At 63.1% G+C, this 26,945-nt stretch carries 22 protein-coding genes; 4 read left to right on the top strand and 18 right to left on the bottom strand.

What is annotated here, in order from left to right; all coding sequences use genetic code 11:
- The first annotated feature begins 207 nt into the window (after positions 1–207).
- Positions 208–2,970 (top strand): magnesium-translocating P-type ATPase, encoded by a 2,763-nt coding sequence (mgtA, locus tag CEJ45_RS09330; protein ID WP_088754868.1) that lies wholly within the window; start codon positions 208–210, stop codon positions 2,968–2,970.
- Positions 2,971–3,045: 75 nt separating this feature from the next.
- On the opposite strand, the gene CEJ45_RS09325 is transcribed toward mgtA, so the two are convergent.
- Complete coding sequence (locus tag CEJ45_RS09325; protein WP_088754867.1) at positions 3,046–3,951, bottom strand: LysR family transcriptional regulator; 906 nt, start codon at positions 3,949–3,951, stop codon at positions 3,046–3,048.
- 99 nt (positions 3,952–4,050) lie between these two features.
- On the opposite strand from CEJ45_RS09325, the gene CEJ45_RS09320 reads away from it, so the two are divergent.
- Positions 4,051–5,001 carry an SDR family oxidoreductase gene (locus tag CEJ45_RS09320; protein WP_088754866.1) on the top strand — a complete coding sequence of 317 codons (951 nt, stop codon included), beginning with the start codon at positions 4,051–4,053 and terminating at the stop codon, positions 4,999–5,001.
- A 230-nt stretch (positions 5,002–5,231) separates the two neighbouring features.
- Here the strand turns inward: CEJ45_RS09320 and CEJ45_RS09315 are convergent, their stop codons facing one another.
- From CEJ45_RS09315 to CEJ45_RS09260, 12 genes are all read right to left on the bottom strand, one after another.
- On the bottom strand, positions 5,232–6,218 hold the full coding sequence (locus tag CEJ45_RS09315) for a malate dehydrogenase (protein WP_162292101.1): 987 nt from the start codon (positions 6,216–6,218) through the stop codon (positions 5,232–5,234).
- A gap of 372 nt (positions 6,219–6,590) precedes the next feature.
- Positions 6,591–7,091: a cupin domain-containing protein gene (locus tag CEJ45_RS09310; protein ID WP_088754994.1), complete on the bottom strand. Its 501-nt coding sequence runs from the start codon at positions 7,089–7,091 to the stop codon at positions 6,591–6,593.
- A gap of 38 nt (positions 7,092–7,129) precedes the next feature.
- Complete coding sequence (locus tag CEJ45_RS09305; protein WP_088754864.1) at positions 7,130–7,687, bottom strand: TetR/AcrR family transcriptional regulator; 558 nt, start codon at positions 7,685–7,687, stop codon at positions 7,130–7,132.
- A gap of 9 nt (positions 7,688–7,696) precedes the next feature.
- Complete coding sequence (locus CEJ45_RS09300; protein ID WP_008331044.1) at positions 7,697–8,167, bottom strand: nuclear transport factor 2 family protein; 471 nt, start codon at positions 8,165–8,167, stop codon at positions 7,697–7,699.
- Positions 8,168–8,417: 250 nt separating this feature from the next.
- On the bottom strand, positions 8,418–9,533 hold the full coding sequence (locus tag CEJ45_RS09295) for a hybrid sensor histidine kinase/response regulator (protein ID WP_088754863.1): 1,116 nt from the start codon (positions 9,531–9,533) through the stop codon (positions 8,418–8,420).
- Positions 9,530–10,165, bottom strand: a complete 636-nt coding sequence (locus CEJ45_RS09290; protein WP_088754862.1) for a chemotaxis protein CheB — start codon at positions 10,163–10,165, stop codon at positions 9,530–9,532. Before CEJ45_RS09290 ends, CEJ45_RS09295 begins: the two co-directional genes overlap by 4 nt.
- Complete coding sequence (locus CEJ45_RS09285) at positions 10,162–11,013, bottom strand: CheR family methyltransferase (RefSeq protein ID WP_088754861.1); 852 nt, start codon at positions 11,011–11,013, stop codon at positions 10,162–10,164. Before CEJ45_RS09285 ends, CEJ45_RS09290 begins: the two co-directional genes overlap by 4 nt.
- Positions 10,998–14,486, bottom strand: a complete 3,489-nt coding sequence (locus CEJ45_RS09280) for a response regulator (protein ID WP_187697658.1) — start codon at positions 14,484–14,486, stop codon at positions 10,998–11,000. Before CEJ45_RS09280 ends, CEJ45_RS09285 begins: the two co-directional genes overlap by 16 nt.
- 276 nt (positions 14,487–14,762) lie before the next feature.
- Positions 14,763–15,422 (bottom strand): DUF1345 domain-containing protein, encoded by a 660-nt coding sequence (locus tag CEJ45_RS09275; protein ID WP_088754859.1) that lies wholly within the window; start codon positions 15,420–15,422, stop codon positions 14,763–14,765.
- 107 nt (positions 15,423–15,529) lie between these two features.
- Positions 15,530–15,748: a hypothetical protein gene (locus tag CEJ45_RS09270; protein WP_088754858.1), complete on the bottom strand. Its 219-nt coding sequence runs from the start codon at positions 15,746–15,748 to the stop codon at positions 15,530–15,532.
- A gap of 106 nt (positions 15,749–15,854) precedes the next feature.
- Positions 15,855–17,294 carry a sensor histidine kinase gene (locus CEJ45_RS09265; RefSeq protein WP_088754857.1) on the bottom strand — a complete coding sequence of 480 codons (1,440 nt, stop codon included), beginning with the start codon at positions 17,292–17,294 and terminating at the stop codon, positions 15,855–15,857.
- A gap of 16 nt (positions 17,295–17,310) precedes the next feature.
- A complete protein-coding gene (locus CEJ45_RS09260) occupies positions 17,311–17,973 on the bottom strand; it encodes a response regulator transcription factor (protein ID WP_088754856.1) in 663 nt (220 codons plus the stop codon).
- A 365-nt stretch (positions 17,974–18,338) separates the two neighbouring features.
- Here CEJ45_RS09260 and CEJ45_RS09255 point away from each other — a divergent pair, with 365 nt between their 5' ends.
- The gene (locus tag CEJ45_RS09255) at positions 18,339–20,561 is read left to right on the top strand and encodes a TonB-dependent receptor (protein ID WP_088754855.1); all 2,223 of its coding nucleotides are present in this window, start codon (positions 18,339–18,341) and stop codon (positions 20,559–20,561) included.
- Positions 20,562–20,578: 17 nt separating this feature from the next.
- Complete coding sequence (locus tag CEJ45_RS09250; protein ID WP_088754854.1) at positions 20,579–21,265, top strand: Fe2+-dependent dioxygenase; 687 nt, start codon at positions 20,579–20,581, stop codon at positions 21,263–21,265.
- Positions 21,266–21,272: 7 nt separating this feature from the next.
- On the opposite strand, the gene mdtD is transcribed toward CEJ45_RS09250, so the two are convergent.
- From mdtD to CEJ45_RS09225, 5 genes are all read right to left on the bottom strand, one after another.
- Positions 21,273–22,625: a multidrug transporter subunit MdtD gene (gene mdtD / locus CEJ45_RS09245; protein WP_088754853.1), complete on the bottom strand. Its 1,353-nt coding sequence runs from the start codon at positions 22,623–22,625 to the stop codon at positions 21,273–21,275.
- A 176-nt stretch (positions 22,626–22,801) separates the two neighbouring features.
- Complete coding sequence (locus CEJ45_RS09240; RefSeq protein ID WP_088754852.1) at positions 22,802–23,656, bottom strand: ABC transporter permease; 855 nt, start codon at positions 23,654–23,656, stop codon at positions 22,802–22,804.
- A 56-nt stretch (positions 23,657–23,712) separates the two neighbouring features.
- Positions 23,713–24,540: an ABC transporter ATP-binding protein gene (locus tag CEJ45_RS09235; protein ID WP_088754851.1), complete on the bottom strand. Its 828-nt coding sequence runs from the start codon at positions 24,538–24,540 to the stop codon at positions 23,713–23,715.
- Between the two features lie 125 nt (positions 24,541–24,665).
- Positions 24,666–25,679, bottom strand: coding sequence for an ABC transporter substrate-binding protein (locus CEJ45_RS09230; RefSeq protein ID WP_088754850.1), 1,014 nt, complete (start codon positions 25,677–25,679; stop codon positions 24,666–24,668).
- A gap of 66 nt (positions 25,680–25,745) precedes the next feature.
- A complete protein-coding gene (locus CEJ45_RS09225; RefSeq protein ID WP_088754849.1) occupies positions 25,746–26,801 on the bottom strand; it encodes an ABC transporter substrate-binding protein in 1,056 nt (351 codons plus the stop codon).
- Between the last annotated feature and the right edge of the window lie 144 nt (positions 26,802–26,945).

Genomic DNA, 26,945 nt, shown 5'->3' with positions numbered 1-26,945 from the left:
TCTCCGCTCAACCAGGCGGAGGCTGCAATGCGACTGACACATCCATCATGAACACGCGAAGACCCAGCGCGCCGCGTCCGGCCGCCCGTCTTTGGCGGGGGCCGTCCACACGGCGCTGACCCCGATGCCGGCCTGCCCTGCTGCAGGCCGACGCGATGCAAACCGCTTCGTCCACGGGACGAGGCCCAACAAGAAAAGAAGCACGCCATGAACCTGAACCTGCTGAAAGAAACCTTTGTCAGCTTCATCCGCGCACGCGGTATGGACCGTCACTTCCGCCGCCTGGGCATGGACATGTTCCGCAGCGCCCCGGTGACAAAGGAAGTCCCGCCAACCCTGGCCGAGCAATTGAGCGAAGCCTCCCGCAGCCAAGCCCAGGCGCTGCTGCAGCGCCTGCGGTCGCGCCCCGATGGCCTGACCGAAGCGGAAGCCGATGCCATCCGTGAACACAGCGGCCCCAACGAAGTCGAGCACGAGAAGCCGCTGACCTGGTATGTCCACCTGTGGCACTGCTACAAGAACCCGTTCAACCTGCTGCTGACCCTGCTGGCCGCCGTCTCCTTCTACACCGAGGACATGAAGGCCGCCATCGTCATCGGTACCATGGTGGTGGTCTCGACCTTGCTGCGCTTCGTGCAGGAAGCGCGTTCCAACACCGCCGCCGACAAGCTCAAGGCCATGGTCAGCAACACCGCCACCGTGATGCGCCACGACCAGGTCGAAGAGATCGCCGCCGAAGCGCAGCGTTACTTCGACGTGCTGCTGCACCCCAAGGGCGCGCGCCGCGTCGAAGTGCCCATCCACCAGCTGGTACCGGGCGACATCGTGCTGCTCTCGGCGGGCGACATGATCCCCGCCGACCTGCGCCTCTTGGCCGCCAAGGACCTGTTCGTCAGCCAGGCCGCGATGACCGGCGAATCGCTGCCGGTGGAAAAATTCGTCACCCCAAGCAACCTCAATACCAGCAGCCCGCTGGAGCTGGACAACCTCTGCTTCATGGGCACTAACGTGGTCAGCGGCTCGGCCACAGGCGTGGTGCTGACCACCGGCAAGCGCACCTATTTTGGCGCGCTGGCTGAGCGCGTCACCGCCACCGACCGCACGCCCACGGCCTTCCAGGCGGGCGTCAACAAGGTCAGCTGGCTGCTGATCCGCTTCATGCTGGTGATGACGCCGGTGGTGTTCTTCATCAATGGTTTCACCAAGGGCGATTGGGTCGAAGCTTTCCTGTTCGGCCTCTCCGTGGCCGTGGGCCTGACGCCCGAGATGCTGCCCATGATCGTGACCTCGACCCTGGCCAAGGGCGCGGTGGCGCTGTCGCGCAAGAAGGTGATCGTCAAGCGGCTCGATGCGATCCAGAACTTCGGTGCCATGGACGTGCTGTGCACCGACAAGACCGGCACGCTCACGCAGGACAAGATTTTCCTGGAACGTCATACCGACATCCACGGCGCACCCGACGACGAAGTGCTGCAATACGCCTACCTGAACAGTTATTACCAGACCGGCCTGAAGAACCTGCTGGACGTGGCCGTGCTGGAGCACGCCGAACTGCAACGTGAAATGTCCATCGCCTCGGCCTATCGCAAGGTCGACGAAATTCCTTTCGACTTCCAGCGCCGCCGCATGTCGGTGGTGGTGTCCGAGCGCGAGGATCACCACGAGCTGATCTGCAAGGGTGCGGTCGAGGAAATCGTCTCGGTGTGCTCGCGCGCCCGCGTCAACGGCGAAGTGGTGCCGCTGACCCCGGCCCTGCTGGACGAGATCCGCGCCACCACCGGCAGCCTCAACGCCGAAGGCCTGCGCGTGGTCGGTGTGGCCGCCAAGGACCTGCCGCCGACCAAGGAGGTCTATAGCCTCGCGGACGAATCGGACCTGGTGCTGATCGGTTACATCGCCTTCCTCGATCCGCCCAAGGAATCGACCGCCCCTGCCCTGGCCGCCTTGCGTGCCCATGGCGTGAAGGTCAAGATCCTGACCGGCGACAACGAGCTGGTCACCGCCAAGATCTGCCGCGAGGTCGGGCTGGAGGTCAAGGGCATGCTGCTGGGTTCGTATGTCGAGAAGATGAGCGATGCCGAACTTTCCGAAGCGGTGGAAACGGTGACCGTCTTCGCCAAGCTCTCGCCAGCGCACAAGGAACGCATCGTGCGCGTGCTGCATGACCGTGGCCATGTGGTCGGCTTCATGGGGGATGGCATCAATGATGCGCCGGCCCTGCGTGCGGCCGACATCGGCATCTCGGTGGATACGGCCGTGGATATCGCCAAGGAAGCGGCGGACCTGATCCTGCTGGAGAAGAGCCTGATGGTGCTGGAAGAAGGCGTGCTGGAAGGCCGCAAGACCTTCGCCAACATGCTGAAATACATCAAGATGACGGCCAGCTCCAACTTCGGCAATGTCTTCTCGGTCCTGATTGCCAGCGCCTTCCTGCCTTTCCTGCCGATGCTGCCCTTGCATCTGCTGGTGCAGAACCTGCTGTATGACGTCTCGCAGATCTCGATTCCCTTCGACAACGTCGACAAGGAATTCCTGGAAAAGCCGCAGCGCTGGGATGCCGGTGATATCGGCCGCTTCATGGTCTTCTTCGGCCCGATCAGCTCGATCTTCGACATCACGACCTTTGCGCTGATGTGGTTTGTCTTCGGCGCCAGCTCGCCGGAACATCAAACCCTGTTCCAGTCCGGCTGGTTCATCGAAGGGCTGCTGTCGCAGACGCTGATCGTGCACATGATCCGCACGCGCCGCATCCCCTTCTTCCAGAGCCGCGCCTCGTGGCCGCTGATGGGGATGACGCTGGTCATCATGGCCATCGGCATTGCGATCCCGATGACGCCGCTGGCGCATTACTTCAAGCTGGAGGCGCTGCCGCTGTCTTACTTCCCGTGGCTGGTGGCTATCCTGGTCGCTTATGCGGTGCTGATCCAGGGGATGAAGGGGTGGTATGCCAAGCGGTATGGGTGGCAGTGACATGTAGTTTGAGTGCTGAATTGAAAATGCCTGCTCTTCGGAGCAGGCATTTTTTTTGACCAAGGCGGACGCGCATCAGCCACCACGTATATACGCCCCCAATCCCGCCACCAACGCCGCAAAGGTCACCGCACAACGCGGACTGGCGCGCAGATCCTCATGCATGGCGATCCAGGTTTCCATCTTGACCGAGAATTTCCTGGGCAGCAGGTGCACCAGCGCCTCTTCCCTGGCCGCCACACCGACCTGGCAAATCCCGATACCGAAGCCCGCACGAATGGCCGCCAGTTGCGCCAGGTCACTATCGGCCCGAAACGCAAGGCCGGCGCGCGCGAGCCAAGGGAATTGCTCCAGCACCTTGCGCACGTAGGCGTTCTCCTGGTCGAAGCCGATGAGCGCATGGCCGGCCAGCGCGGCAATCGAATGCGGCACCCCGTGCGCAGCCAGGTAACGCTGGTGCGCATGCAATCCGACTTCGATGTTGCCCAGCCGCTTGGCCACCAGCGCATCCTGGGCCGGCTTGAACATGCGCACGGCAATATCGGCCTCGCGCTGCAACAGGTCATCGGCCCGGTTTGACATCACCAGCTCGATGCACAGCCCCGGATGGCGATGCTTGAGTTCGGCCAGGATGGGCGGCAGCACTTCCACGCTGATGACCTCGCTGGCGGTCAGCCTCACCGTGCCCCGCACTTCCCTGCCATGGCTGCTGGCGACCCGGCGCAGCGCGGCCGAGGTGGCCGCGATGCCGGCCGCATAGGGCTTCAATTCCAGCGCCGCATCCGTAGGCGAAAACCCATCAAAGGAACGCACGAAGAGTTTGAGCCCCAGTACTGCTTCCAGTTGCTCGATGTGGCGGCCGACGGTGGGTTGCGTCAGGCCCATCTCGCGCCCCGCCGCCGAGAGCGATCCCGTTTCCAGGACCTTGAGGAAACTGCGGTACCACTCCCAGTTGGGTTCGATGTCGGCCGGGGTATTCATTTATGTATAGGGGCTAGGCTAAATTATGCAATTTTCATTTATACCGCAATTTTGCATACTGGGGATGTTCGCCCTCATACCCTCACCCAGGAGAACCCCATGTCCAGGATTGCCCTCTTCGGCGCCGCCGGCGCCATCGGCCAAAGCATCGCCTCTGCCATCCGTGCCCAAGGGCAGCCCTACCGCGTGGTCGGGCGCAATGAAACCAGCTTGCGCCAGGCCTTCGGCGCCGATCCCCTGGCCGAGATCATCACCTGGGATCCCGATTCCCCGGCCTCGGTCGAAGCGGCGGCACACGGCATCGATACGCTGATCTACCTGGTGGGCGTGCATTACACGCAGTTCGAACTGCATCCGGAACTGATGCGCAAGACCCTGACCGGTGCCATCCGCGCGGGCGTCAAGCGGATCCTCCTCATCGGTACGGTGTACCCCTACGGTCTGCCGCAGTCCTCGCCGATACGGGAAGATCATCCGCGCCAGCCGCATACCTTCAAGGGCCGCATGCGCAAGGCGCAGGAAGACCTGCTGATGCAAGCGCATGAGGAAGGCCACCTCCGTGCAGCCGTATTGCGCCTGCCGGATTTCTACGGCCCTGGCGTCGAAGCCAGTTTCCTGCATGGCGCGATCAAGGCCGCAGCCCAGGGCGGCACAGCCGACCTGATCGGGCCGCTAGACCGTCCGCACGAGTTCGTCTTCGTGCCCGATGTCGGGCCGGTAGTGGCCAGGCTGGTCAGCACGCCTGCCGCCTTCGGCAAGGTGTGGCACCTGGCCGGTGCCGGCGTGACGACACAGAAGGCCCTGGTTGCGGAAATGGAACGCCAGACCGGACGCAAGCTGAAAAAACGCGTGGCAGGCAAGACCATGCTGCGGCTCATCGGACTCTTCCATCCGATGATGCGCGAGCTGGTGGAGATGCACTATCTGCAGACGCAGCCAGTGATCATGGATGATACGGCGCTACAGCAATTGATCGGGCCGATCAGGAAGACGCCTTATGGTGAGGGGATAAGGATGGCGCTGCAAGCCCAGGGCGGGAGGCGCTCCTGAGCGGGCGACAAGGCCGCACGACTTGATCGCTGGCTGAGCTTGAGCGCGCACCGACGCCATCGCGGGACGCCCCCCCCTTGGATGCCGATAGCGAACGTCTCAAGCATGGCCTGCTTGCGCGACCATCAGCCACCATTCTCACCTTGCCGTGCGTCAGCAAGTCGGCGGCTTGCGAATCGCACGGCATCAAGGCGTTTTTTGGTGACCGGAAGCGGGAAGGACAGAACAGTTCAGCTCTGCAGCAGGTGGCGGATGGCGTCACGCTCTTCCAGCAACTCATTGACGGCACCCTGCAGGCGTTCGCTCGCGAATGTATCGATGGACAGACCATTGACGCGTTCGATACGGCCGTCCTCGCAACGGACGGGCACGCCAAAAAAGATCCCTTCCGGAATCCCGTAATCGCCATTTGAGGGCAGGCTCATCGATACCCAACGCCCCTGGCTGCCGCACACCCAATCGCGCATGTGATCCACCGCAGCACTGGCGGCCGATGCCGCCGATGACTTGCCGCGCGCCTCGATGACCGCACTGCCACGCTGCGCCACCTGGGGGATGAAGATCTCGCGGTTCCATTGCTCGTCCTGGATTCTCAGCGGTGCCGGCTCTCCTCGAACCAACGCGAAACGGTAATCGGCATACATGGTGGGCGAATGATTACCCCACACTACCACCTGCTCCAGGCTGTCCACCGGCTCACCCAAGCGCTTGGCCAGCATGGCGCGGGCGCGGTTATGGTCCAGCCGCATCATCGCGCTGAAACAGGACGGGTCGAGATTGGGCGCGGCGCTCATCGCGATGAGGGCGTTCGTATTGGCCGGGTTGCCCACCACGAGCACCTTCACCGTGCGGCTGGCAACTGCATTGAGTGCACGCCCCTGACGCACGAAGATGTCGGCATTGGCGGCCAGCAGGTCTCGTCGCTCCATGCCCTTCTGACGCGGCTGCGCGCCCACCAGAATCGCATAGTCAACCTGAGCGAAGGCCTGCTCGGCATCGTCGGTACAGACTACGTCGCGCAGCAGCGGAAAGGCGCAGTCCTGCAGTTCCATTTCCACGCCGCGCAGCGCGGCCTGAGCCGCCGGGACATCCAGCAGCCGCAAGCTGACGGGTTGGTCGTGGCCGAGCATGTCGCCGTTGGCGATGCGAAAGACCAGGGAATATCCGATTTGACCGGCGGCGCCAGTGACGGCGATGTGCTTGATAGGTTTCATGATGGGACCCGTTGAATGTGGATGGACTTGCGGTGCGACCTCTCGTGGGCCACACCGTGAGGCCACTCTACGCAAAGAGAACAAAGCTGTAAAACAACTTAATTTTGTTATATCGATCAATAAATCAGGTAGATCAATTTTGCAGTGCCTCTTGACGGCGCCCGCGCATCACCACGTTGGGCTATGTGCATAACCCGCCGGCACCGGTCTGGGTTATCTGATTTTTATATAGCTTTATCCACTGGCACGTCTATTCCCGATCAGGAGCTCCGAATGCAAAAACGCCCGCGATATGCAGGCGCTTTCTTGGAAAGACGAGTTCCGCTTCCGGCCGTCAGCCGACTTCCGTGGCACTTCTGTCGATGAACACCATAGTCACTTCCGCGCCAACCGTTCAATCAGTTCTTTGTGCTGCGACCAGTCTTCCAGCAGCTGATCTGCCTGCGCGATTTCAAACGCATCAAATTCGAAGCCCGGCGCCACCGTGCACCCGACCAGGCTATAGCCCTCCCGAACCGTGCACTCGGCCGCAAACCAGGCGCCTGCCGGGACCAGCGCCTGGAAATGGGCGCCCTCATGCTCCAGCGCATTGCCCAGGCACAAGGTCTGAAGCTCCCCCTGCGGCAGCAGGACATGGACGTGCAGGGGGTCGCCTTCATAGAAGTGCCACATCTCTTCCGAATCGATCCGGTGCCAGGTTGACCTGTCCCCGCCAGCAAGCAGGTAGTAGATGGCCGTCGCCGCCGAGCGGCTCGAACCGCCCGATGAGCGCGCTACACGCTCCGTGCTGCGATGGGTCTCCCGAAAGAAACCGCCCTCCGGATGGGGTTCAAGATTGAGGTGTGAAATCAATTCTTCGAGGCGATGTCGGGACATGTTCTGGGTGATGGACGGGTTGAAGGGGGATATCAATATCAGCTTAAAAGCCGTTTCTCAAAGCGCTTCAATGTCTCCGCAAACACATCGGTACTGTCCAGCGCGCGCGCCAGCACCAGCGCCCCCTGTATTCCCCCCACGACCTCTTCGGCCAGCGCACGGGCTTCCTTGGGCTTGCGCCCGGTGCGTACCAGCGCCGAGGCCAGCGCCTCGATCCAGGCGGCAAAGTAATCGCGCACCATCACCGCAAAGCGGTCGCGCTCATTGCCCAGCGCGAAGACACCCACCAGGCAAACCCGCTGTCCCGACAGGAAATAGCGGCTCACATCGGCGAACATGGCCTTGATGCCCGCGACCGCATCGTCGCTGTCGTTCAACGGATCAAACACATGCCGCCTGAACCACGCATCCACATGGCCCAGCACGGCCTCGGCCATCTCTTCTTTGCCACCAGGGAAAAAGTGATAGATGCTGCCCCTGCCCAGCTTGGTCCCTTCGCTGATGCGCGCCAGGCTCGCCCCCTCGAAACCGTAGGTGCGAAACACCTCCGCCAGCAAGGGGATCACATCGTCTTTTTCCGCAATGACTCTAGCCATTCATTTTCCTCAGATACCGAAATCGCTCAGCCCGGGATGATCGGCCGGGCGTGGGCCGCTATTGTCCCACAGGAATTTGCGTTCTTCCGGCTTGATCGGATGCTCGTTGATGCAGGCGTGACGATGATGCATCAGGCCGTTCTCGTCGAATTCCCAGTTCTCATTGCCGTAGGCGCGATACCACTGGCCGGAATCGTCATGGTACTCGTAGGCGAAACGCACCGCGATACGCGCACCGTCAAAGGCCCACAGCTCCTTGACCAGACGGTAATCCAGCTCGCGCGTCCATTTGCGCTTGAGCAAGGCGGTAATCGCTTCGCGGCCCTGGGCGAACTCGGCGCGATTGCGCCACCAGCTGTCTTCGGTATAGGCAAGCGCGACCTTTTCGGCATCGCGGGTGTTCCAGCCGTTTTCGGCAAGACGGACTTTTTCGATGGCGGTTTCACGGGTGAACGGCGGAAGAGGCGGACGGATCGACATGGTTATTTTCCTTTAGTGTACCGCTCAACACACAATGTACTGTTCGGTCCAGACAATATAGACCGATCAACTTTGATTGGCAAGCATTTTTTCTTGCCATGTCGCATTGGCGACACCTGCTTCGTGAGGCTTTCGGCCAAGCCTGGCGCCTGCTGCAAACGCGCAGCAACGCCAGCAGCAATGAAAAAGGCCTGCTCCGTGGAGCAGGCCTTCATCTCATGCAGTGGCGATCAGCGGGATTGCGCATTGCTCAGCGCCGCGGCAACCTCACCGTCACCATCGTCTGCACCTGGTCATCCGACGTCATGGTGATCGTGCCGCCATGCGCCTTGACGATCTGCTGCGCGATGAACAGTCCGAGGCCCAGCCCTTCCTTGCGGCCGATTTCGCCTCCGCCACGGAAGGGGTCGAAGATCACCGGCAGCAAGGCCGCCGGGATCACGCCGCGATTGGCGATGGTCATGACCACTTCCTGCTCGCTGCGGCCATCGATGCCGATGCACACCGGGCTGCCCGCCACGCCGTGCTGCAAGGCGTTGCCCAGCAGGTTGGCTGCCACCTGAGCCAGGCGGTCGCCGTCCCAATAGCCGTTGTCATCGCCTTCGATGCGGCGCTCCACGACGCTGCCCGGATAAGTGGTCTGGTATTCCTGTACCACCCGTTCGGTAATCTCGCCCAGGCATGCACTGGCACGGGCCAGCGGGATGCCGCCGGCCAGGCGCGCGCGCGCCAGGTCGAGCATGTTCTCGATCAGCTTGGCCATGCGTTTGCCGCCATTGAGGATCTGCTGCGAGGCCTTCTGCGCCACCTCTTCCTTGTAGGTCCGCTGCAGCAGGGTCGCCGCCATCACCACCGAACTCAAGGGATTGCGCAGGTCGTGGCCGAGGATGGCCACGAACATCTCGTTCATGCGCAGGGTTTCGGTGCGCTCCTGCAACTCCAGCGCCAGCAACTGCTTCTGGCGATACAACTGGAAGAACACCTCGGCCTTGTTGCGCAGGATGTGCGGTTCGATGGGCTTGTAGAGGAAGTCCACGGCACCGCTCTCATAGCCCTTGAACAGGCGGCGCTCATCGCGTACGCCGGCCGTGACGAAAATCAGCGGCACGTTGCGGGTACGCTCGCTGCCGCGGATCAGTTCGGCCAGCTCGAAGCCATCCATGTCCGGCATCTGCACGTCCAGGAAAGCCAGCGCCACCTCGTGCTGCAACAGCAGTTCAAGCGCTTCCAGGCCCGAGCGCGCCAGCAGCAGTTCGACATCGTCCCGCTGCAGCAGGGCAGAGAGGGCCAACAAGTTTTCGTCGAGATCATCGACCAGCAGGAATTTCACCCGCGGCAGGTCTCTGTCTTTGTATTTTTCTGTCACCTGCGTTCCTTTTCCTGGTCATTCCCCGATACGCCCAGGGTGCGCAGCAGATCGGCGATCTGCGGGAGCGTGAGCACATAATCGATTTGTCCGAGTGCCAATGCCTGTGCCGGCATGTAAGGCACCTGCGCCTGTTGCGGACTTTGTACCACGGTCACGCCACCGGCGCGCGCAATGGCCTGCAATCCGGCCGCGCCATCATGATTGCCACCGGTGAGCACGATGCCCAGCAAGCGCTCGCGGTAGACATCCGCGGCCGACTCGAACAGCACATCGATGGCCGGGCGCGAAAAATTCACCAGTTCATCATTGGACATGGCCAGCACCGGCCCTTGGTCGCTGCGGTCCACCAGCAGATGATAATCCGGCGGCGCAAAATAGATCACGCCGGGCTGGGCCGGATCCTTGTCCTGCGCTTCCACCACGGGCTGGCCACAGCGGTCAGCAAAGATGGTCGCCAGCAAGCTGGGCCGCTCACGCGGGATGTGCAGCACCACCATGGTCGCCACCTGCGCACCACGGCGCAGCGCCGGCAGGATCTCCGACAAGGCTTCCACGCCACCGGCAGAGGCACCGATGACGATCGCATCAATCGCTCGGCCACCCAGGGCCGGCAGCGGGACGGGGCTCACAGCTCCCCCTTCTTCTGGAAGATGCGGTCTTCCCGCACCACTTCATCGAAGGCCGGACCGTGCGTGGAAAAGCGCATCGACTCCTTCGAACCCAGTCCCAGGAAACCCTTGCGGACCAGCGATTCGCGGAACAGGCCTAGCGCGCGTTCCTGCAAATGGCGGTTGAAATAGATCAGCACGTTGCGGCAGGACACCAGGTGCATCTCGGCAAAGACACTGTCGGTGGCCAGGCTGTGGTCGGAAAAGACCACGTTCTTGCGCAGCGACTTGTCGAAGACGACGGCACCGTACGCGGCCGTATAGTAATCCGAAAGCGATGTCTTGGCCCCGGATTTCTGGTGGTTGCTGGTAAAACCGGGGATACGGTCGAGCTCGTAGACGCCGGCCTCGGCCTTCTTCAGCGCGGCCTGGTTGATGTCGGTGGCGTAAATGATGCTGCGCTCGAGCAAGCCTTCCTCGCGCAGCAGGATCGCCAGCGAATAGACTTCCTCGCCGCTGCTGCAGCCGGCCACCCAGATCTTCAAGGAAGGATAGGTGCGCAGGAGCGGAATGACCCTCTCCCGCAGCGAGAGAAAATAGCTGGGATCGCGGAACATCTCGCTGACCTGCACGGTGAGGTAATCCATGAGCGCCGGAAACACGGTCGCATCATGCAGCACCTTGTCCTGCAATTGCGACAGCGTCTCGCAGCCGAAGCGGATCATGGCCGTGGCCAGGCGGCGCTTCAGCGAAGCGCCGGCATAGCCGCGAAAGTCGCAGTGATATTTGAGGTAGATGGCGTCGAGCAACAATTGCATCTCGATATCGAAATGCTGGTTGGCCAACGCCTGGTTTATTTCGGCATCCATACACGTACCAGGGACAGCAGTTTTTCCACATCCAAGGGCTTGGCGATGTAATCGTTGGCACCGGCGGCCAGGCATTTCTCCTGGTCATCCTTCATGGCCTTGGCGGTCAGGGCGATGATGGGCAGGCGCTTCCAGATGGCTTGCTTGCGGATCTCGCGCATGGCGGTCAGGCCATCCATCTCCGGCATCATGATGTCCATGAGCACCAGGTCGATCGGCGCACCAGGCTGCTCCTGGCTGCGCTGCAGGGCGTCCAGGGCTTCACGGCCGTTGCGGGCGATGTCGACCTTCATGCCCTTGGGTTCCAGCACCGAGGATAGCGCAAAGATGTTGCGCACATCATCTTCCACCACCAGGATGCGGCGGCCTTCGAAGACCGTTTCGCGGTCGCGCGCCACCTTGAGCATGCGCTGGCTCTCCGGCGGCAGTGTCGTTTCCACCTGGTGCAGGAAGAGCGTCACTTCATCGAGCAGGCGTTCCGGCGAACGCGCATCCTTGATGATGATGGAGCGCGAGAAGCGGCGCAGGTGCTGCTCTTCCTCGGCCGACAGCGAGCGGCCGGTATAGACGATCACCGGCGGGAAGGCTACGTGTTCCTGCTCGGCCATCTTCTCCAGCAACTGGTAGCCGGACAGGTCGGGCAGGTTCAGGTCCATCACCATGCAATCGAAGGTGGTCTCGCGCAGGCGGGCCAGCGCATCGGTGGCGGTGCGTACGCCGACCAGGTTGATGTTCTCGCCGGCCAGCAACTGGCGGATGCTGTCGAGCTGGCGCGCATCGTCTTCCACCACCAGCACGTGGCGCAGGCCCTGCAGGAACTTGGCTTCGAGCTTGCGGATGGCGCCGACCAGTTCCTCGCGCTGCACCGGCTTCAATGCGTAGCCGATGGCACCGCGCTCCAGCGCCTCGTGCGAGTAATCGGCCACCGACACCACGTGCACCGGGATGTGGCGCGTCTTGGGATTGCGCTTGATCTGGTCCAGCACGCCCAGGCCGGAGAAGTCGGGCAGGTTCATGTCCATCAGGATGGCACTGGGGCGATACATCTCGGCCGCCGACACGCCTTCATTGGCCGAATGCGTGACCACGCACTGGAAGCCCATCTCGTGCGCCAGGTCGCGCAGGATCATGGCGAAGGCGGTGTCATCCTCGATCACCAGGATCAGGCGGGAGGACGATTCGATGCGGTGACGATCATCATCGATGGCGATGTCCTGCAGTTTTGCCGGCGCGCCCGGCACCACCTGGGGAGCGGGAATGCGCACATCAGGCGCGGTCGCCACTTGTGCCGCCTGCAGGGTCGCAGCCGCCGCCGAAGGGGCGGCCACGGCCGCAGGCGTGCGCATGACGGCCTGCTCGCCACTGTAGACCTGCGGCAGCGAGAGCGTGAAGATGCTGCCCTCGCCCACCCGGCTCTGCACCTGGATGTCGCCGCCCAGCAGATGCGCCAGGTCGCGCGAGATCGACAGGCCCAGCCCGGTGCCGCCGTACTTGCGATGCGTGCTGCCATCGGCCTGGCGGAAGGCTTCGAAGATGAACTGGTGCTGGTCAGCGCCGATGCCGATGCCGGTATCGCGCACGGCGAAGGCGATGCGGCCACCGGCATCCGCATAGATGCGCAGGCTGACCTCGCCCTTCTCGGTGAACTTGATGGCGTTGGAGAGCAGGTTCTTCAAGATCTGGCCCAGGCGCTGCATGTCCGTTTCCATGCGCTGCGGCACGCCCGGATCGACCTCGACCTTGAAGCCCAGGCCCTTCTGCTGGGCCGTCATGGCGAAGCTGGCCTTGAGCTCCTCGGCCATCTTGCTGACCACGAAGGATTCGGAAACGATATCGAGCTTGCCCGCTTCCATCTTCGAGAGGTCGAGGATGTCGTTGATCAGGGCCAGCAAGTCGTTGCCCGCAGAGGAAATGGTCTGCGCGAATCGCACCTGCTCGTCGGACAGGTTGCCCTGCTTGTTGTCGGCCAGCAGCTTGGCCAGGATCAGGGTGGAGTTCAGCGGCGTGCGCAGCTCGTGGCTCATGTTGGCCAGGAACTCGCTCTTGTACTGGTTGGCGCGTTCCAGCTCGGTGGCTTTTTCCACCAGCACCACCTGGGTCTTGGCCAGGTCATCCTTCTGGATTTCCAGCAACTGGGTCTGCTCTTCCAACTGGGCATTGGTTTCTTCCAGTTCGGCCTGCTGGGTTTCCAGGCGCAGTTGCGAGGCCTTCAAGGCCTGGCCCTGCTCTTCCAGCTCTTCATTGTTGACGCGCAGTTCTTCCTGCTGGGCCTGCAATTCCTCGGACTGGCGCTGGGTTTCTTCAAGCAGTTCTTCCAGGCGGGTACGATCCTTGGAAGAGCGCACGGCAATGGCGACCTGGTCCGACAGGCGTGCCAGCAGTTCCTCTTCCTCCGGCCGCACCTGGCGCAAGAAGCCGAGTTCGAATACCGCCTGCACCACGCCATCGGCGGAGGCCGGCACGATCATCAGCTCGCGCGGGGCATGGCGGCCGACGGCGGAGGACACGGTGAGATAGCGTTCCGGCACGTCCTTGATGTGCATGGCGCGATTGAGTTTGGCGGCCTGGCCCAGCAAGCCCTGGCCATCGCGCAGATGCGGCGGCTGGACACTCTCATCCTCTTCCAGCGCATAGGCGGCGAAACGCTCGAAGTCGCCACTGTCGGTGCGCAGGTAGATGGCGCCGACTTGCGCATTCAGGTAGGCCGTCAGGAAAGCCAAAGTATTCTCGCCCAGCGTACCCAGGCGCTGCTCGCCCTGCAGGCGCTCGGCCAGGCCCATCTGGCCGTTGCGGATCCAGGTCTGTTTTTCACGGGCGCGATAATCGCGCGAGGTGGTCATGGCCGCGGCAATGATGAGTACCAGCAGCAAGCCCGAGCCGCCCCAGGCCACGGCAGTGGAAAACACCACGGCGTCGCGCCAGTCCGACTGGCGGCTGGCCAGCAGGTCGCGTTCCTGTTCTTCCATGTCGCGCGTGAGCACGCGCACGCGGTCCATGAACATCTTGCCGCGATCGGATTGCACTACTGCCAATGCGCCCGCCGTATCGCCATTGCGGCGGCGGCTGACGGTCTCGGCCAGTTCTTCAAGTTTGTCGGCGACCACGCGCTCGATCTGCGACAGGCGCTGCAACTGGTCGGGATTGTCGGAGAGCAGCTCGCGCAGCTTGGCGATCTCGCCGGGCAGCGCGGCACGCGCCTGGTTGTAAGGGCTCAGATAGGACTCGGTGCCCGTGAGCAGGAAGCCGCGCTGGCTGGTCTCGGCATCCTTGAGCGTGGAGACCAGTACCTGCAGCTGCTCGCGCACCTTCATGGTGTGCGACACCGCATTGGCGGCCTCGCCGCGGCTGACCGAGGCTTCCCAGGTAAACAGGGCAATGAGCACCACCGCCAGGATGGCGACGGAAAAACCGATCAGCGGCCCCAGGGGCAGCGGTGGTCCGGAAAAGGCGCCCTTGCCCTGGCGCTTCAACATGGCAATACGTTCTTCAGCTTGGCTGGAATAAACCCGCACGGTGCGCTCCGTTGTTCGAATCGTTGGTCGAGCTCTGGGGGTTCTGTGTGTGGCTGTGTCCCCCTCCCCTTGGTCTTGCCTCCGGGAAAGCCGTGGATTATACGGGCGGCTCCCGGTTTGCGCAGAGCACCGATGACGGCGGGCTCAACCCGCTGGCACCTGCCTCCGAACTCGGCTAGGACAAAGCGCTGACAGTTCGGTTCCGCAGCGCTGTCATCCTGGCACTGACACTCGCTTTCAGCTCCCCGCCAGGCCGGCCGCGATATTGATGGACAGGCCGATGATGGCCGCATTGAAGACGAAGCAGATCAGCGAATGGGCCAGCACCGACTTGCGCACTGCGCGCGAGGCTACGCCCACGTCGGAGGTCTGCACGGCCACGCTGATGGTGAAGGAGAAATACAGGAAATCCCAGTAGCCGGGATTGCGGATGCCATCCGGGAAGCGCAGCGGCAGGGCGTCAGGGTCGTCGTCATCGGCATAGAAGAGGCGCGCGTAATGCAGCGTGAAGATGGTGCCGATCAGGGCCCAGGAGCCGAAGACGGTAGAGGCCGTGAAGGCATAGCGCAAGAGCCGGCCGCCCTCGTCGTGATGGCTGCTGCCGCCCAGTTCCAGCAGGATGGCCAGCAAACTCGCAATGGCCGCCACGCAGACCATCACCAGCACCACGTGGGCGCTTTCATCCTCGGTCTCGGCCAGGCGCTTGACGGCCTTGGCATCGGCCCGCAGCATCATCACCCACAGGCTCAGCAAATAGAACCAGAGGCCGGCATTCCAGCCGATCAGGCTGCGGCCGATCCAGGTGCTGGCAGGGATGAGGACGGAGGCGGCGGTCCCGATGCCGATACCGATGAGCAAACGCGGGTGGACCTGGACGATGTGGCGGGCGACGGACATTGTTCTTGTTGATGTTGTGAGTCTTCTGAAAGGGCGCCATCACACTGCACGCCCAAGATGGGCAGGACATTAGCACGCCCTGCCCGCGCCCGCCAGCCATGCGCGCTTCAGAATTCGTGCTCCTTCAGCGCACGCTGCGCGCGTTCGCGGGCACTGGCCAGGGCTTCTTCCTCGGTCGGGAAGAGGCCTACCGGAATGTAGGTTTCCGCAATCTCGGGTTCGCGCGCAAGGCGCACGAAGACTTGCGCCTCGAAGCCTTCATCGGGTTTTTCCACCGCGTCGTAGCGGGCGATATGGGTACCACTTTGCAGGACCTTGTCCGTCATGCTGCCTCCTGTGTCGTTCACGATGAAGCCCGTTTGACACAGGGGCAGGCATGAGGTTCTGCACAAGCGCGATGCCGTGCGGCAAGTGCCGCCGTGGCCGCAGGCGTCAGGCGGCCAGCGGGAAGCGCACCGTGAAGATGGTGCCCTGCCCCTCTTCCTTGCAATCGACCGTGATGACTCCACCATGGTCATGCGCGATCTCGCGCACGATGGCCAGTCCCAGGCCGCTGCCGGCGATCTTGTCGTTGGCGCGGTAATAGCGGTCGAAGATGAGCTCGCGATGCTCGGGGGCAATGCCGGGACCGGAGTCTTCCACCGACAGCACGGTGGCGCCCTCTTCTTCGAGGCAGCGCACCGTCACCGTCCCGTGCTGCGGCGAATAGCGCACCGCATTGTCGATGAGGTTGTCGATCAGGTCGGCGAGCAGGAAACGGTCGCCGCGCAGGCGGGCTGGCTGCAGGTCAAAGCCGAGGTCGATCTGCTTCTTATCGGCCTCTTCGATGAAGTGCTGCACCGACTCTTCCACCAGCTTGTGCAGCGAGAGCTCCTCCAGCTTGCGGCTTTCAAACAGGCCAGGTTCCGAGCGCGCCAGCGCCAGTAGTTGCCGGCTCTGGCGGATCATGCGTTCCACCGAGGAATTCATCATCGCCAGCGAACGGGCCGTATCGGGCTGGTCCTGGTGCTTGTCGTGCAGCAGTTCCAGCTGCAGCTTCAGGCCCGTCAAGGGCGTGCGCAATTGATGGGCCACGTCGGCCATGAAATTCTGCTGCGCCTGTTCGCCCTTGCTGATGCGGGCCATCAGTTCGTTCATGGCCACGATCAGGGGCTGCAGCTCCACCGGCGCACCGATGCCGTCGATGGCGCCCAGCTTGCCGTGGCCGCGCTGTTCCAGGTTGCGCTGCAAGCTCTTCAGGGGACGCAGGCCACGCCGCACGGCGATGAGTACCACCGACAGCGAACCGAAGGTCAGCGCCCCGTCCAGCAGCAGGAAGGACAGCAGGATCGTGTAGTGCGCGCGGTCGCGCTTGCGGATGGTTTCGGCCACGGCCACCGAGATCACGCCGTTCTTGACCCGCACCTGCATGGCTGAAATACGCACCGGTTCGCCGCGCATCTCGCCGTCATAGTTGAAGGGCCGGTCGAAGATCTCGGTCTCGGGCAATTGCGGGAATCCCTTGTCGCCGACCAAGATCTCCCCCTGCGTATTGCGCACGGCAAAGAAGGTGGTGTCGGAATGATTGCTGCGCAGGATCTGCTCGGCCTGCTGGGTCAGCTCGGCGGTGGTGCGCTCCTGGCGATGCCGCACCTGGGCATACAGGCCCCACGTGGAATCCATCAGGTTCTGGTCGAAGGCGTGCTGGGCCGGCAGCCAGGCCAGCCAGTAGGTCAGGCCGGCCCCCACCAGGTTCAGCAGCAGCAGCGGCGCGATCAGCCACTTGAGCAGGTCGCGCCGGATGCTGGCGTGGGTGGCGGCTGGCGGTGTGGCAGGCGCAGCAGTGCCGGCGCTGGCCGCGCTGTTGGCCGGCTGCTGGTTGATGACCGTCATGATGCGGCCTGCCGGCTCAGGTCTCGCTCTTTTCGAGCATGTAGCCGAAGCCGCGGATGGTGCGGATCACCACGCCCGAATCAGCGATCTTGAGGCGGATGCGCGAGACGTAGACCTCCACCGCATTGATCGTGAAATCCTCGCCCCAGGGCAGGACGGCATCGATGATCTGCTGCTTGGAGACCACGCGCGAGGCGTGTTGCATCAGGTATTCCAGCACCGTCCATTCACGCAGCGACAGTTCGATCTTGCGGCCGTCGATGTCGGCGCGCTTGGTGGCGTTGTCCAGCGACAGGCCACCCACGGTCAGCTGCGCAGGCTGCGGCGTACTGCGGCGGATCAGCGCCTTGATGCGGGCCACCAGTTCGGGCGTGGCAAAGGGCTTGACCAGGTAGTCATCGGCGCCCAGTTCCAGCCCGTGCACGCGGTCGGGAATGGTGTCGCGTGCGGTCAGCAGCAGCACCGGGGTGTTGTTGCCGTTGGCGCGCATGCGGCGCAGGACTTCAAAACCGTCGATGCCGGGCAGGCCGATGTCGAGCACCAGCACGGCGGCATTGAAACGCTGCGACAGCGCATCGTTGCCGTTGTTGACGGTATGCACGGTGAAGCCGTGCGAATTGAGTACCCGCGACAGACCGTCGGTGAGTACCGGGTCGTCTTCGACCAGCAGAACATTCATAGGGGACTTCTTGGAAAATAAACAGCGCAAAAACTCTGCGTGACGCTGCATCGTATTGCAGCCCAGGCCATGCTGCAAATCAGGCGGTCCCCCAGGCGGGGCGCGGCACGGCCAGAGTGTTTCTTTTTTGTCACACTCAGTTCTGCGTCAGGCAAATGACAGCATTTTGTCAGGCTCCAGCCTTACTCTTGCCAGCCATGCGAATGAGAATCCAAATCATTAGCATGCAATAAAAACTGGTCACCAGCCAGCCAAACGGACTTCCTTGTTGCCATTGAAGGACGGAGTAGCCAGCCATTCGAGCCGCTCCTGCGCAAGCGGGATCGGCTCATCGTTTCCTACTCCACTTCACTGAAAACAAGAACATGAACCGTCTCACGCCGATTGCCGCCGCATTGGTCGCCACCTTTGCCGCTCCCCTCTCCGTCCACGCACAGCAGGCCTCTGCGCCCAACGCCACCGCAGCCACCGGCAGCCAGCTCGCCCCGGTCACGGTGGAAGGCCGCCGCGATGATTTCGCCAGTAGCGGCACGGCCATCACCAAGCTGCCGGCCGACCTGCACGACGTCGCGCAATCGGTGACGGTGGTCAACAAGGCGCAGATGCAGTCGCAAGGCGTGAGTTCGCTGGCCGATGCGCTGCGCAACGTCTCCGGCATCACGCTGGGCGGCGCCGAAGGCGGCCAGATCGGCAACAACATCAACCTCAACGGTTTCTCGGCGCGGACCGACATCTATCTCGACGGCTTCCGCGACCGTGGCCAGTACTACCGCGATACCTTCGCCATCGAGGAAGTGGAAGTCCTGATGGGCCCGTCCTCGATGCTCTTCGGCCGCGGTTCGACCGGCGGCATCATCAACCAGGTCAGCAAGAAGGCCAACCTCAAGGCCGCCACCGAAATCTCCGGTTCGGTCACCACCAATGGCCTGGTGCGCAGCACGGTCGACGTCAACCGTCCGCTGTCGGATACCTCGGCCCTGCGCATCGAGGCCATGGCCCAGAACGGCGCGGCCAGCACGCGCAACCAGACCGATGTACAGGACTTCGGCCTGGCCGGCTCCTATGTCTGGGGCATCGGCACTTCCACCGAGATCACGCTCTCGGCCCTGCTGCAGCACAACCAGGACCAGCCCGACTACGGCCTGCCGCCGCTCAACGGCCACCCCGTCAATGTCGACCGCAACACCGCCTATGGTTTGAACAGCGACCGCACCATCCAGGATGTGGCCGCGTTCAACGCCGGCATCAAGCACAAAATCGCCCCCGACGTCACACTGCGCAACCAGACCCAGTTCAACTACGTGCACACCAATGCCGTGGAGACTGCGCCCAATACCATCGGTACGGTCTCTTCAAGCGGCTTCACGGCGCTCACCAATGCGGCCAGCAGCCTGCCGCTGTCCAGCCTCTTCGTGCGCGGCCAGAGCCATGACCGCAACATCAACGACTACTCCATCTTCAACCAGACCGAACTGGCCGCCAAGTTCAGCACCGGCAGCGTCAAGCACGATGCGCTGGTGGGCGTGGAAGTTGGTCACGACGGTTACGACAACCAGAATTACTACCGCAACGGCAGCTGCAACGGCCGCTCGCTCAACGCAGCCGGCGCCACCACCGGCTACATGGATTGCGTGAGCCTGGTCAATCCTTCCTACAGCGCGGCCGGCAGCAGCGTGGCCGATACCGCAGGCAACCGCGCCGGCGGCAGTGCCAACACCATCGCCGCCTATGTCGGCGACACCATCGAGCTGGTGCCGCAATTCAAGCTGGTGGGTGGCCTGCGCTATGACCGCTATGTGGCCAGCATCAGCAACTCGATCAACTCGGGCAATACCAGCGGCTCCACCGCGCTGGGCTATGCGCAGCAGAGCGTGAACTTCGTGAGCGTGCGTTCGGGCGCGATCTGGCAGCCCAGCACGGCGCAGTCGTATTACGTTTCCTACGGCACTTCCTTCAATCCCTCGCTGGAGCAATTGACCGGCACCGCCGGCCAGCAGAACCTGGACCCGGAAAAGAACCGTTCCTATGAACTGGGCGGCAAGTGGGATGTGGCCGAAGGCCTGGCGCTGACTGCCGCCGGCTTCCAGATCACCAAGGAAAATGCGCGCAGCCAGGTCGCCACCGGGGTCTACGCGCTGGCCGGCACGGTGCGCGTCAACGGCGCGCGTGCGGGCGCAACCGGCCGCATCACCCGCGACTGGCAGATCGCCGCCAACTACACCTACCTGGATGCCAAGGTGGTCGGCGGTGCCGTGGCCGATACCTCGGTCGGCAAGATCCCGGTCAACACGCCCAAGCACACCTTCACCACCTGGACGACCTATGACCTGGCACCGCACTGGCAGGTCGGCGGCGGCGCCACCTACATGTCGCAGCGCTATGCCAATGCCACCAACACGGTGCAGGTCGGCGGCTACACCCGTTACGACGCGATGCTGGCCTACACCACCAAGGCCTACGACATCCGCCTGAACCTCTACAACCTGACCGACAAGATGTATTACGATGCGCTGATCCAATCCGACGGCGGCCGTTCGGTCCCGGGTTCGGGCCGTACCGCCCTGCTGTCGCTGACCTACCGCATGTAAGGAAAGAGGACGCGTCCATGCTCATCACCATCCCCCAGCTGCTGGACCCGCAAGCCCTGCAGACCGTGCGCAGCCTGCTGGACAACGCAGGACCGGCCTGGGTGGATGGGCGCGTGACGGCGGGCTACCAGGGCGCGCCGGTGAAATACAACCAGCAGATCGACGAACAGTCCGACGTCGCCCTGCAATGCCAGCGCATCATCGTCTCCGCGCTGGAGCGGCATCCGCGCTTCATCAGCGCAGCGCTGCCCAACCTGATCTATCCGCCCATGTTCAATCGCTATGGCGAGGGCATGACCTTCGGCGCCCATGTCGATGGCAGCGTGCGCATCCATCCGCACAGCGGACGCAAGCTGCGTACCGATGTCTCGGCCACGCTGTTTTTGGCCGATCCGGAGGACTACGATGGCGGCGAACTGCAGATCGATGACAGTTACGGCATGCACAGCGTCAAGCTGGCCGCGGGCGACATGGTGCTCTATCCTGCCACCAGCCTGCACACCGTCACGCCGGTCACGCGCGGCGTGCGGGTGGGCTTCTTCTTCTGGGTGCAGAGCCTGGTGCGCGACGACGGCCAGCGCCAGATGCTGTTCGACATGGACAACGCCATCCAGCGCCTGAACCAGACCGATGCCGATGCGCTCGCACGGCGCACGCTGGTGGGCTGCTATCACAACCTCCTGCGCCAGTGGAGCGAGACCTGAGCCGCGCTCAGCTGAAGTAACGCGGATCCATCTTGCGGAACACCCAGGCCGAGACCAGGGTAATGAGCCCCACGATCACGAAGGTGATCTGGAAGCTGGCATTGGTGGCGATGCCCGCCTCGCTCTTGAAGACATTGACCATGGTGCCGCCGATGGTCACGCCCAGGCCGATGGCCAGCATCTGCACCATCGAGAAGAGACTGTTGCCGCTGCCCGCATCTTCCTTGCGCAAGCCCTTGAGCGTGACGCTGTTCATGGCCGCAAACTGCATCGAATTGGACGCCCCGAACACCGCCAGCTGCACGATGGACGCCGCCAGCGGCCAACCCGGCGTGATCAGCGCGAACGATACGATGGACATCCCGACGATGGCGGTATTGACCAGCAGGAAGCGATCATAGCCAAAGCGCTTGACCAGCGGCGCGATCCACGGTTTGGCAATGGTGCCGGCAATGGCCGCCGGCAGCAGCAGCATGCCTGCGTGCAGCGGTGAATAACCCAGCCGCACCTGCAACAGCAGCGGCAACAGGAAAGGCACTGCCGATGAACCGATACGGCAGACCAGGTTACCTGCCAGTCCGATGCTGAAGTTGGGTTCCCTGAACAAACCGAGCCGAAACAGTGGGCGCGGATGAACGGACGCATGGCGCCAGTAGACCAGTACAGTTGATGCTGCCACAGCAGACAGTGCGAAGCTCCAGCCAGTACGGTGGGTATCGAAAGGCACGTCCAGCGCCAGCGAGAAGGCCACCATGCAAGCGGACAGCAAGGCACAGCCGACTAAATCAAAACGGGGTGTACCGGTAAGGCTGTCATCGGGCAGGAAGTACAGTACGGCCCCCATCCCCAGTACACCTACAGGAAGGTTGATCAGGAAGATCCAGTGCCAGGACAGGCTCTCTACCAGCCACCCGCCCAGTACAGGACCGACCACCGGACCGAGCTGCCCGGCAATCGAGATCGAGGCCAGTGCAGCGATGTATTGCGCGCCCGGCACTGCCCGCAGCACGGCCAGGCGCCCGACCGGCAGCAGCATGGAGCCACCCAATCCCTGTATCACGCGAGCGGCCAGCAACATCGGCAGGGTCGGCGCCATGGCGCACAGCGCCGAGCCCAGCGCGAACAGCAGGATCGCCGCGAAATACACGCGGCGCGTGCCGAAGCGATCGGCCAGCCAGCCCGAGGCGGGCGTGAGCGATGCCATCGTCAGCGTGTAGGCCACCACCACCGGATGCATGTTCAGCACCGGCTCGCCCAGGCTGCGCGCCATGGCGGGCAAGGCGGTGTTGACGATGGTGGTGTCCAGCGTCTGCATGAAGAAGCCGGAGGCCACGATCCACAGCAGGGCACGCTGGGTCACGGGATCGTTGAGGGAGGCTGGGGCGGACGGGGTTGCAGCGGGGTCACTCGGGCGAGGCGGCTGGTTGGCGGACATGACGGAAGGGAAGTGGAAACGCGCGGATCAAAACACGGCGGGGACACGTTGCCGTGTCCCCGTTTGCTGGCGTCACATTTTACGCCCTCAGGCGTTTGTCTTCAGAAGGCCTGCGGACGCCACTTCAGCAGGCGCCGTTCCAGCGCATGCAGCAGCCAGTCCGCCGCCAGCGCCACCACGGCCAGCACGATCATCGCCGCAAACACGCCGCTGGCATTGAAGGCGCCCTGGGCGGTGGAGATCAGCAGGCCAATGCCCTGCTTGGAACCGAGGAATTCGCCGACCACCGCCCCCACTAGCGCAAACCCGAAGCTCACATGCAGGCTGGCCAGGATCCACGACAGCGCCGAGGGGATCACCACCGCCATGGTCACCTGGCGCGGCGAGGCGCCGAGGATCTGGGCGTTGGCAATCATGTAGCGGTCGGCTTCCCGCACGCCCTGGAAGGCATTGGCGAACACCACGAAGAACACCATCACCACCGCCAGCGCCACCTTGGAGGCCATGCCCAGGCCAAAGGCGATGACGAAGATGGAGCCCAACACCACGCGCGGGATCGAATTGGCGATCTGGATGTAGAGGCTGAAGACATCCGAGAGCAGCTTGTTGCGCCCGAGGATGATGCCGGCGATGACCCCGGCTACCGAGCCGATCAAAAATCCCAGCACGGTTTCTTCGAGGGTCACGAGGACCTGGGTCCAGAGCGGGCCCTGGGAGGTGCCCTCGACCATCCACTCGACGATCTGCGCCACGATGGCCGACGGTTGCGAGAAGAAGAAGGGATCGATCCAGCCTAGACGCGCGCCGCCTTCCCAGCCGCCCAGCACGATCACCAGGATGGCGATGCGCAGGCCGACGACCAGTTGTTTTCGTGCGCGGATCTTGCGCCGGGCCTCGGCTTCGACGCCGGCGATATCCATCGTCGCGGCGCTGTGGCTGGCTTGTGCTTGTGTCATGGGAGTCCCCTGTATTTCAGAATTGGATAGGCGATGTGGCGCAACGGCACGGGGCATCAGGCGATATGCACTTCCTCGCGCAGATCGGCCCAGATGCGCCGCGAAATATCGATGAAGCGCTGCTCGTAGCGCACCTCCTCCATCACGCGCGGACGCGGCAGGTCGATCGGGTAGACGCTCTTCAAGGTGGCCGGGCGGGCGGTGAGCACATAGACCTTGTCGGCCAGCGCAATGGCCTCCTCCAGGTCATGGGTGACGAACACCACCGAGCCCGAATGCGCCGACCACAGGCGCAGCAGTTCATCCTGCATCAAGGTGCGGGTCTGCATGTCCAGCGCGGAAAAGGGTTCGTCCATCAGCAAAATCTCGGGGCTGTTGATGAAAGTCTGCGCCAGCGCCACGCGCTTGCGCATGCCGCCGGAAAGCTGGTGCGGATAGTGGTCGCCGAACTTGTCCAGGCCCACGCGGCGGATCCATTCGTCGGCCAGCGCATGGGCCTGCTCCCTGGACTGGCCCCGGAACATGGGGCCGGCCGCCACGTTGTCGCGCACGCTGCGCCAGGGAAAGACCGCATCGTTCTGGAACACGAATCCGATACGCGGATCGATGCCGTTGACCGGCTGTCCCATCACCCGCACCTCCCCCAGCGTCGGCTTGAGCAGGCCGGTGATGAGCGAAAGCGTGGTCGACTTGCCGCAGCCGGTGGGGCCGACCACGGCCACGAATTCACCGCGCGCCACGCTCATGGAAAAATCGCGCAGGGCCACCGTCGCCCGGCCATCGGCCGTGATGAAGCGGCAGCTCACGTTGCGCAATTCAATGGCCGGCGTGGCCTGGGCCGCCTGGCCGGCGGGGGTGAAGGCCTGCTGGTTGATGGCGTTCATCGTGGGGCTCTTTCGTGGCTTGGGGTTGAATTCGGGTTGAACGCGCCCCTGACGCGCTGCCGCGCATCATGGCGTATATCGTTTATATAATTTTCAGGAAGACCGGCCCGCAGCCAGTCCCCGCCTCATTTCACGGCGTTGACGAATTCATCCGTGTAGGTCTTGGACAAGTCCACATGCTTGCCCTTGACGTTGGGATTGAAGCCCGACAGTACCGACAGCACCGTTTCCGGCCCGCCCTTGGGCATCTTGCCGTCCTGCGAATACATGGGCAGCGAATTGTTCAGGGCCTGTATATACAGCGCCTTGTTGCTGCCGTAGTAGTCCTTGGGCATCTTCTCGGCGATCTGCTCGGCGCTGTGCGTGTTGATGAACCTGAGCGTCCTGACGAAGGCGCGTGCCAGCTTCTGCGCTTCCTCCTTGTGGCTGTTGAGCCAGCTGCGCTGTACATACACGCTGGAGGCCGGGTACAGCCCGCCGAGCGCCTTGACGGTTCCCTCCACGGTGCGCATGTCCACCAGCACCTGGGCGTCGCCGGTCTTGAGCAGGAGCGAAGCGGTCGGTTCGGTGGTCATGCCGGCGTCGATGCGGCCCTGCTTCATGGCGGCGATGAAGGTATTGTCCGCGCCCACCGGCAGCACCGAAAATTGCTTGGAGCTGATGCCGTGGCGCGAGGCCAGGTATTGCGTCAGGAAGTTGGTGGACGAACCCAGCCCGGTCACGCCCAGGGTCTTGCCCTTGGCATCGGCCATGCTCTGGAAGTGCGGTGCCGCCTTGGTCGAGACCAGTTCCACCTCGCCCGGTACCTGGCCCAGGATGGTGATGGCAGTGATTTCCTTGCCCTTGGTCTGCAGGTCGATGGCGTGATCATAGAAGCCCACGACGGCCTGCACCGCACCGGCCAGCAGTTCGTTCTCGGCATCGACCCCGGCCGGCTGCGACTGCAGCTCCACGTCCAGGCCCTCTTCCTTGAAGTAGCCCAGTTGTTCGGCCAGCTTGGCGGGCAGGTAGACCATCTTGTTGATGCCGCCCACCATGATGGTGACCTTGGCCGCAGCCATGGAGGGGATCGGCAAGGCGGCCAGTACGGTGCCGGCAACGGCCAGCGAGAGCAGGCCACGGCGGAGGTTTTTGTTCACGTCAGCTCCTGGAAATCGATGCGAAAGCCCGTGGATTCTACGGTGCCTTCATATCAGCGGCAAAATTCACTTTACCGCGTCGACAAACTCGTTGGTGTAGGTCTTGGCAAGGTCGATGTTCTTGCCCTTGATGTTGGGGTTGAATCCGGCCATCACCTTCAATACCTGTTCCGGCCCGCCGGCGGGCATCTTGCCATCGGGCGAATACATGGGCAGCGAAGCCTTGAGCGCCTGCACGTAGATGGCCTTGTTGCCGCCGTAATAGTCCTTGGGCATCTTCTCGGCCACGTCTTCGGCCGAATGGGTCTGGATGTATTTCAGGGTCTTGACGAAGGCGCGCGCCAGCTTCTGCGCTTCGGCCTTGTGGCTCATCATCCAGGAGCGATGCACGTAGAGGCTGGAAGCCGGATACAGTCCGCCCAGCGCGGCCTTGGTGCCTTCCACGCTGCTCATGTCGACCAGCACCTTGGCCGCACCCGAGGCCAGCAGGATGGAAGTCGTGGGCTCGGTGGTCCAGGCCACATCCACGCGCTTCTGCTTCATGGCGGCGATCAGGGTATTGCCGGCACCGACCGGCAGGATGGAGTAATCGCCCGCCTTGAGGCCGGCGCGGCTGGCCAGGTATTGCGCCAGGAAGCTGGAGGACGAACCCAGCCCGGTCACGCCCAGGGTCTTGCCCTTGAGGTCGGCCATGCTGCGCACGGTGCCGGCCAGGTCGGCGCGCACCATCTCCATGCCGCCCGGCACCAGCAGCAGCTGGGTGATGGACGTGACTTCCTTGCCCTTGCTCTGCAGGTCGATGGAGTGATCGTAGTAGCCGACCACGGCCTGCACGGCCCCGGCCAGCAGTTCATTCTCGGCATCGACCCCGGCCGGCTGCGACTGCAGCTCCACATCCAGGCCTTCTTCCTTGAAGTAGCCCAGGCTTTCGGCCAGCTTGGGCGGCAGATAGATGAGCTTGTTGATGCCGCCGACCATGATGATGATCTTGTCGGCTGCATGGGCTTGCGGGGCGGCCAGGCCCAGGGCGCAGGCAGCGATGGCGGTGGCGCCCAGGGCCAGCAGGCGGCGGCGCAGGGGCTGTGTTCCGAGGGGCGGGAACACGCGCAGGTCGTGACGCATTATGATTGTCTCCATATTTTGGTTGGATGGTCTGTCGCCATCTCTTGTAGACTGCGGGCCTATTCTAAGAAGCCGAAACCTTCATCCAGCTTTCCAAATTCCGGCTTTCTGCTTTGCAGCGCAACAAAAAAGAACCTCCAGAAA

The organism is Herbaspirillum aquaticum, assembly GCF_002213425.1.
Classification (GTDB): Bacteria; Pseudomonadota; Gammaproteobacteria; order Burkholderiales; family Burkholderiaceae_D; genus Herbaspirillum; species Herbaspirillum aquaticum.
Note: the sequence above shows the minus strand (reverse complement) of the source record. Positions and strands in the feature narration are given on the sequence as shown.

What these genes read in the sequence shown, in the direction of transcription:
- mgtA (WP_088754868.1), top strand. Translation starts at nt 208, where the DNA reads ATGAACCTGAACCTGCTGAAAGAAACCTTTGTCAGCTTCATCCGCGCA.
- CEJ45_RS09325 (WP_088754867.1), bottom strand. Translation starts at nt 3,951, where the DNA reads ATGAATACCCCGGCCGACATCGAACCCAACTGGGAGTGGTACCGCAGT.
- CEJ45_RS09320 (WP_088754866.1), top strand. Translation starts at nt 4,051, where the DNA reads ATGTCCAGGATTGCCCTCTTCGGCGCCGCCGGCGCCATCGGCCAAAGC.
- CEJ45_RS09310 (WP_088754994.1), bottom strand. Translation starts at nt 7,091, where the DNA reads ATGTCCCGACATCGCCTCGAAGAATTGATTTCACACCTCAATCTTGAA.
- CEJ45_RS09305 (WP_088754864.1), bottom strand. Translation starts at nt 7,687, where the DNA reads ATGGCTAGAGTCATTGCGGAAAAAGACGATGTGATCCCCTTGCTGGCG.
- CEJ45_RS09300 (WP_008331044.1), bottom strand. Translation starts at nt 8,167, where the DNA reads ATGTCGATCCGTCCGCCTCTTCCGCCGTTCACCCGTGAAACCGCCATC.
- CEJ45_RS09285 (WP_088754861.1), bottom strand. Translation starts at nt 11,013, where the DNA reads ATGGATGCCGAAATAAACCAGGCGTTGGCCAACCAGCATTTCGATATC.
- CEJ45_RS09280 (WP_187697658.1), bottom strand. Translation starts at nt 14,486, where the DNA reads ATGTTGAAGCGCCAGGGCAAGGGCGCCTTTTCCGGACCACCGCTGCCC.
- CEJ45_RS09275 (WP_088754859.1), bottom strand. Translation starts at nt 15,422, where the DNA reads ATGTCCGTCGCCCGCCACATCGTCCAGGTCCACCCGCGTTTGCTCATC.
- CEJ45_RS09270 (WP_088754858.1), bottom strand. Translation starts at nt 15,748, where the DNA reads ATGACGGACAAGGTCCTGCAAAGTGGTACCCATATCGCCCGCTACGAC.
- CEJ45_RS09265 (WP_088754857.1), bottom strand. Translation starts at nt 17,294, where the DNA reads ATGACGGTCATCAACCAGCAGCCGGCCAACAGCGCGGCCAGCGCCGGC.
- CEJ45_RS09260 (WP_088754856.1), bottom strand. Translation starts at nt 17,973, where the DNA reads ATGAATGTTCTGCTGGTCGAAGACGACCCGGTACTCACCGACGGTCTG.
- CEJ45_RS09255 (WP_088754855.1), top strand. Translation starts at nt 18,339, where the DNA reads ATGAACCGTCTCACGCCGATTGCCGCCGCATTGGTCGCCACCTTTGCC.
- CEJ45_RS09250 (WP_088754854.1), top strand. Translation starts at nt 20,579, where the DNA reads ATGCTCATCACCATCCCCCAGCTGCTGGACCCGCAAGCCCTGCAGACC.
- CEJ45_RS09240 (WP_088754852.1), bottom strand. Translation starts at nt 23,656, where the DNA reads ATGACACAAGCACAAGCCAGCCACAGCGCCGCGACGATGGATATCGCC.
- CEJ45_RS09235 (WP_088754851.1), bottom strand. Translation starts at nt 24,540, where the DNA reads ATGAACGCCATCAACCAGCAGGCCTTCACCCCCGCCGGCCAGGCGGCC.
- CEJ45_RS09225 (WP_088754849.1), bottom strand. Translation starts at nt 26,801, where the DNA reads ATGCGTCACGACCTGCGCGTGTTCCCGCCCCTCGGAACACAGCCCCTG.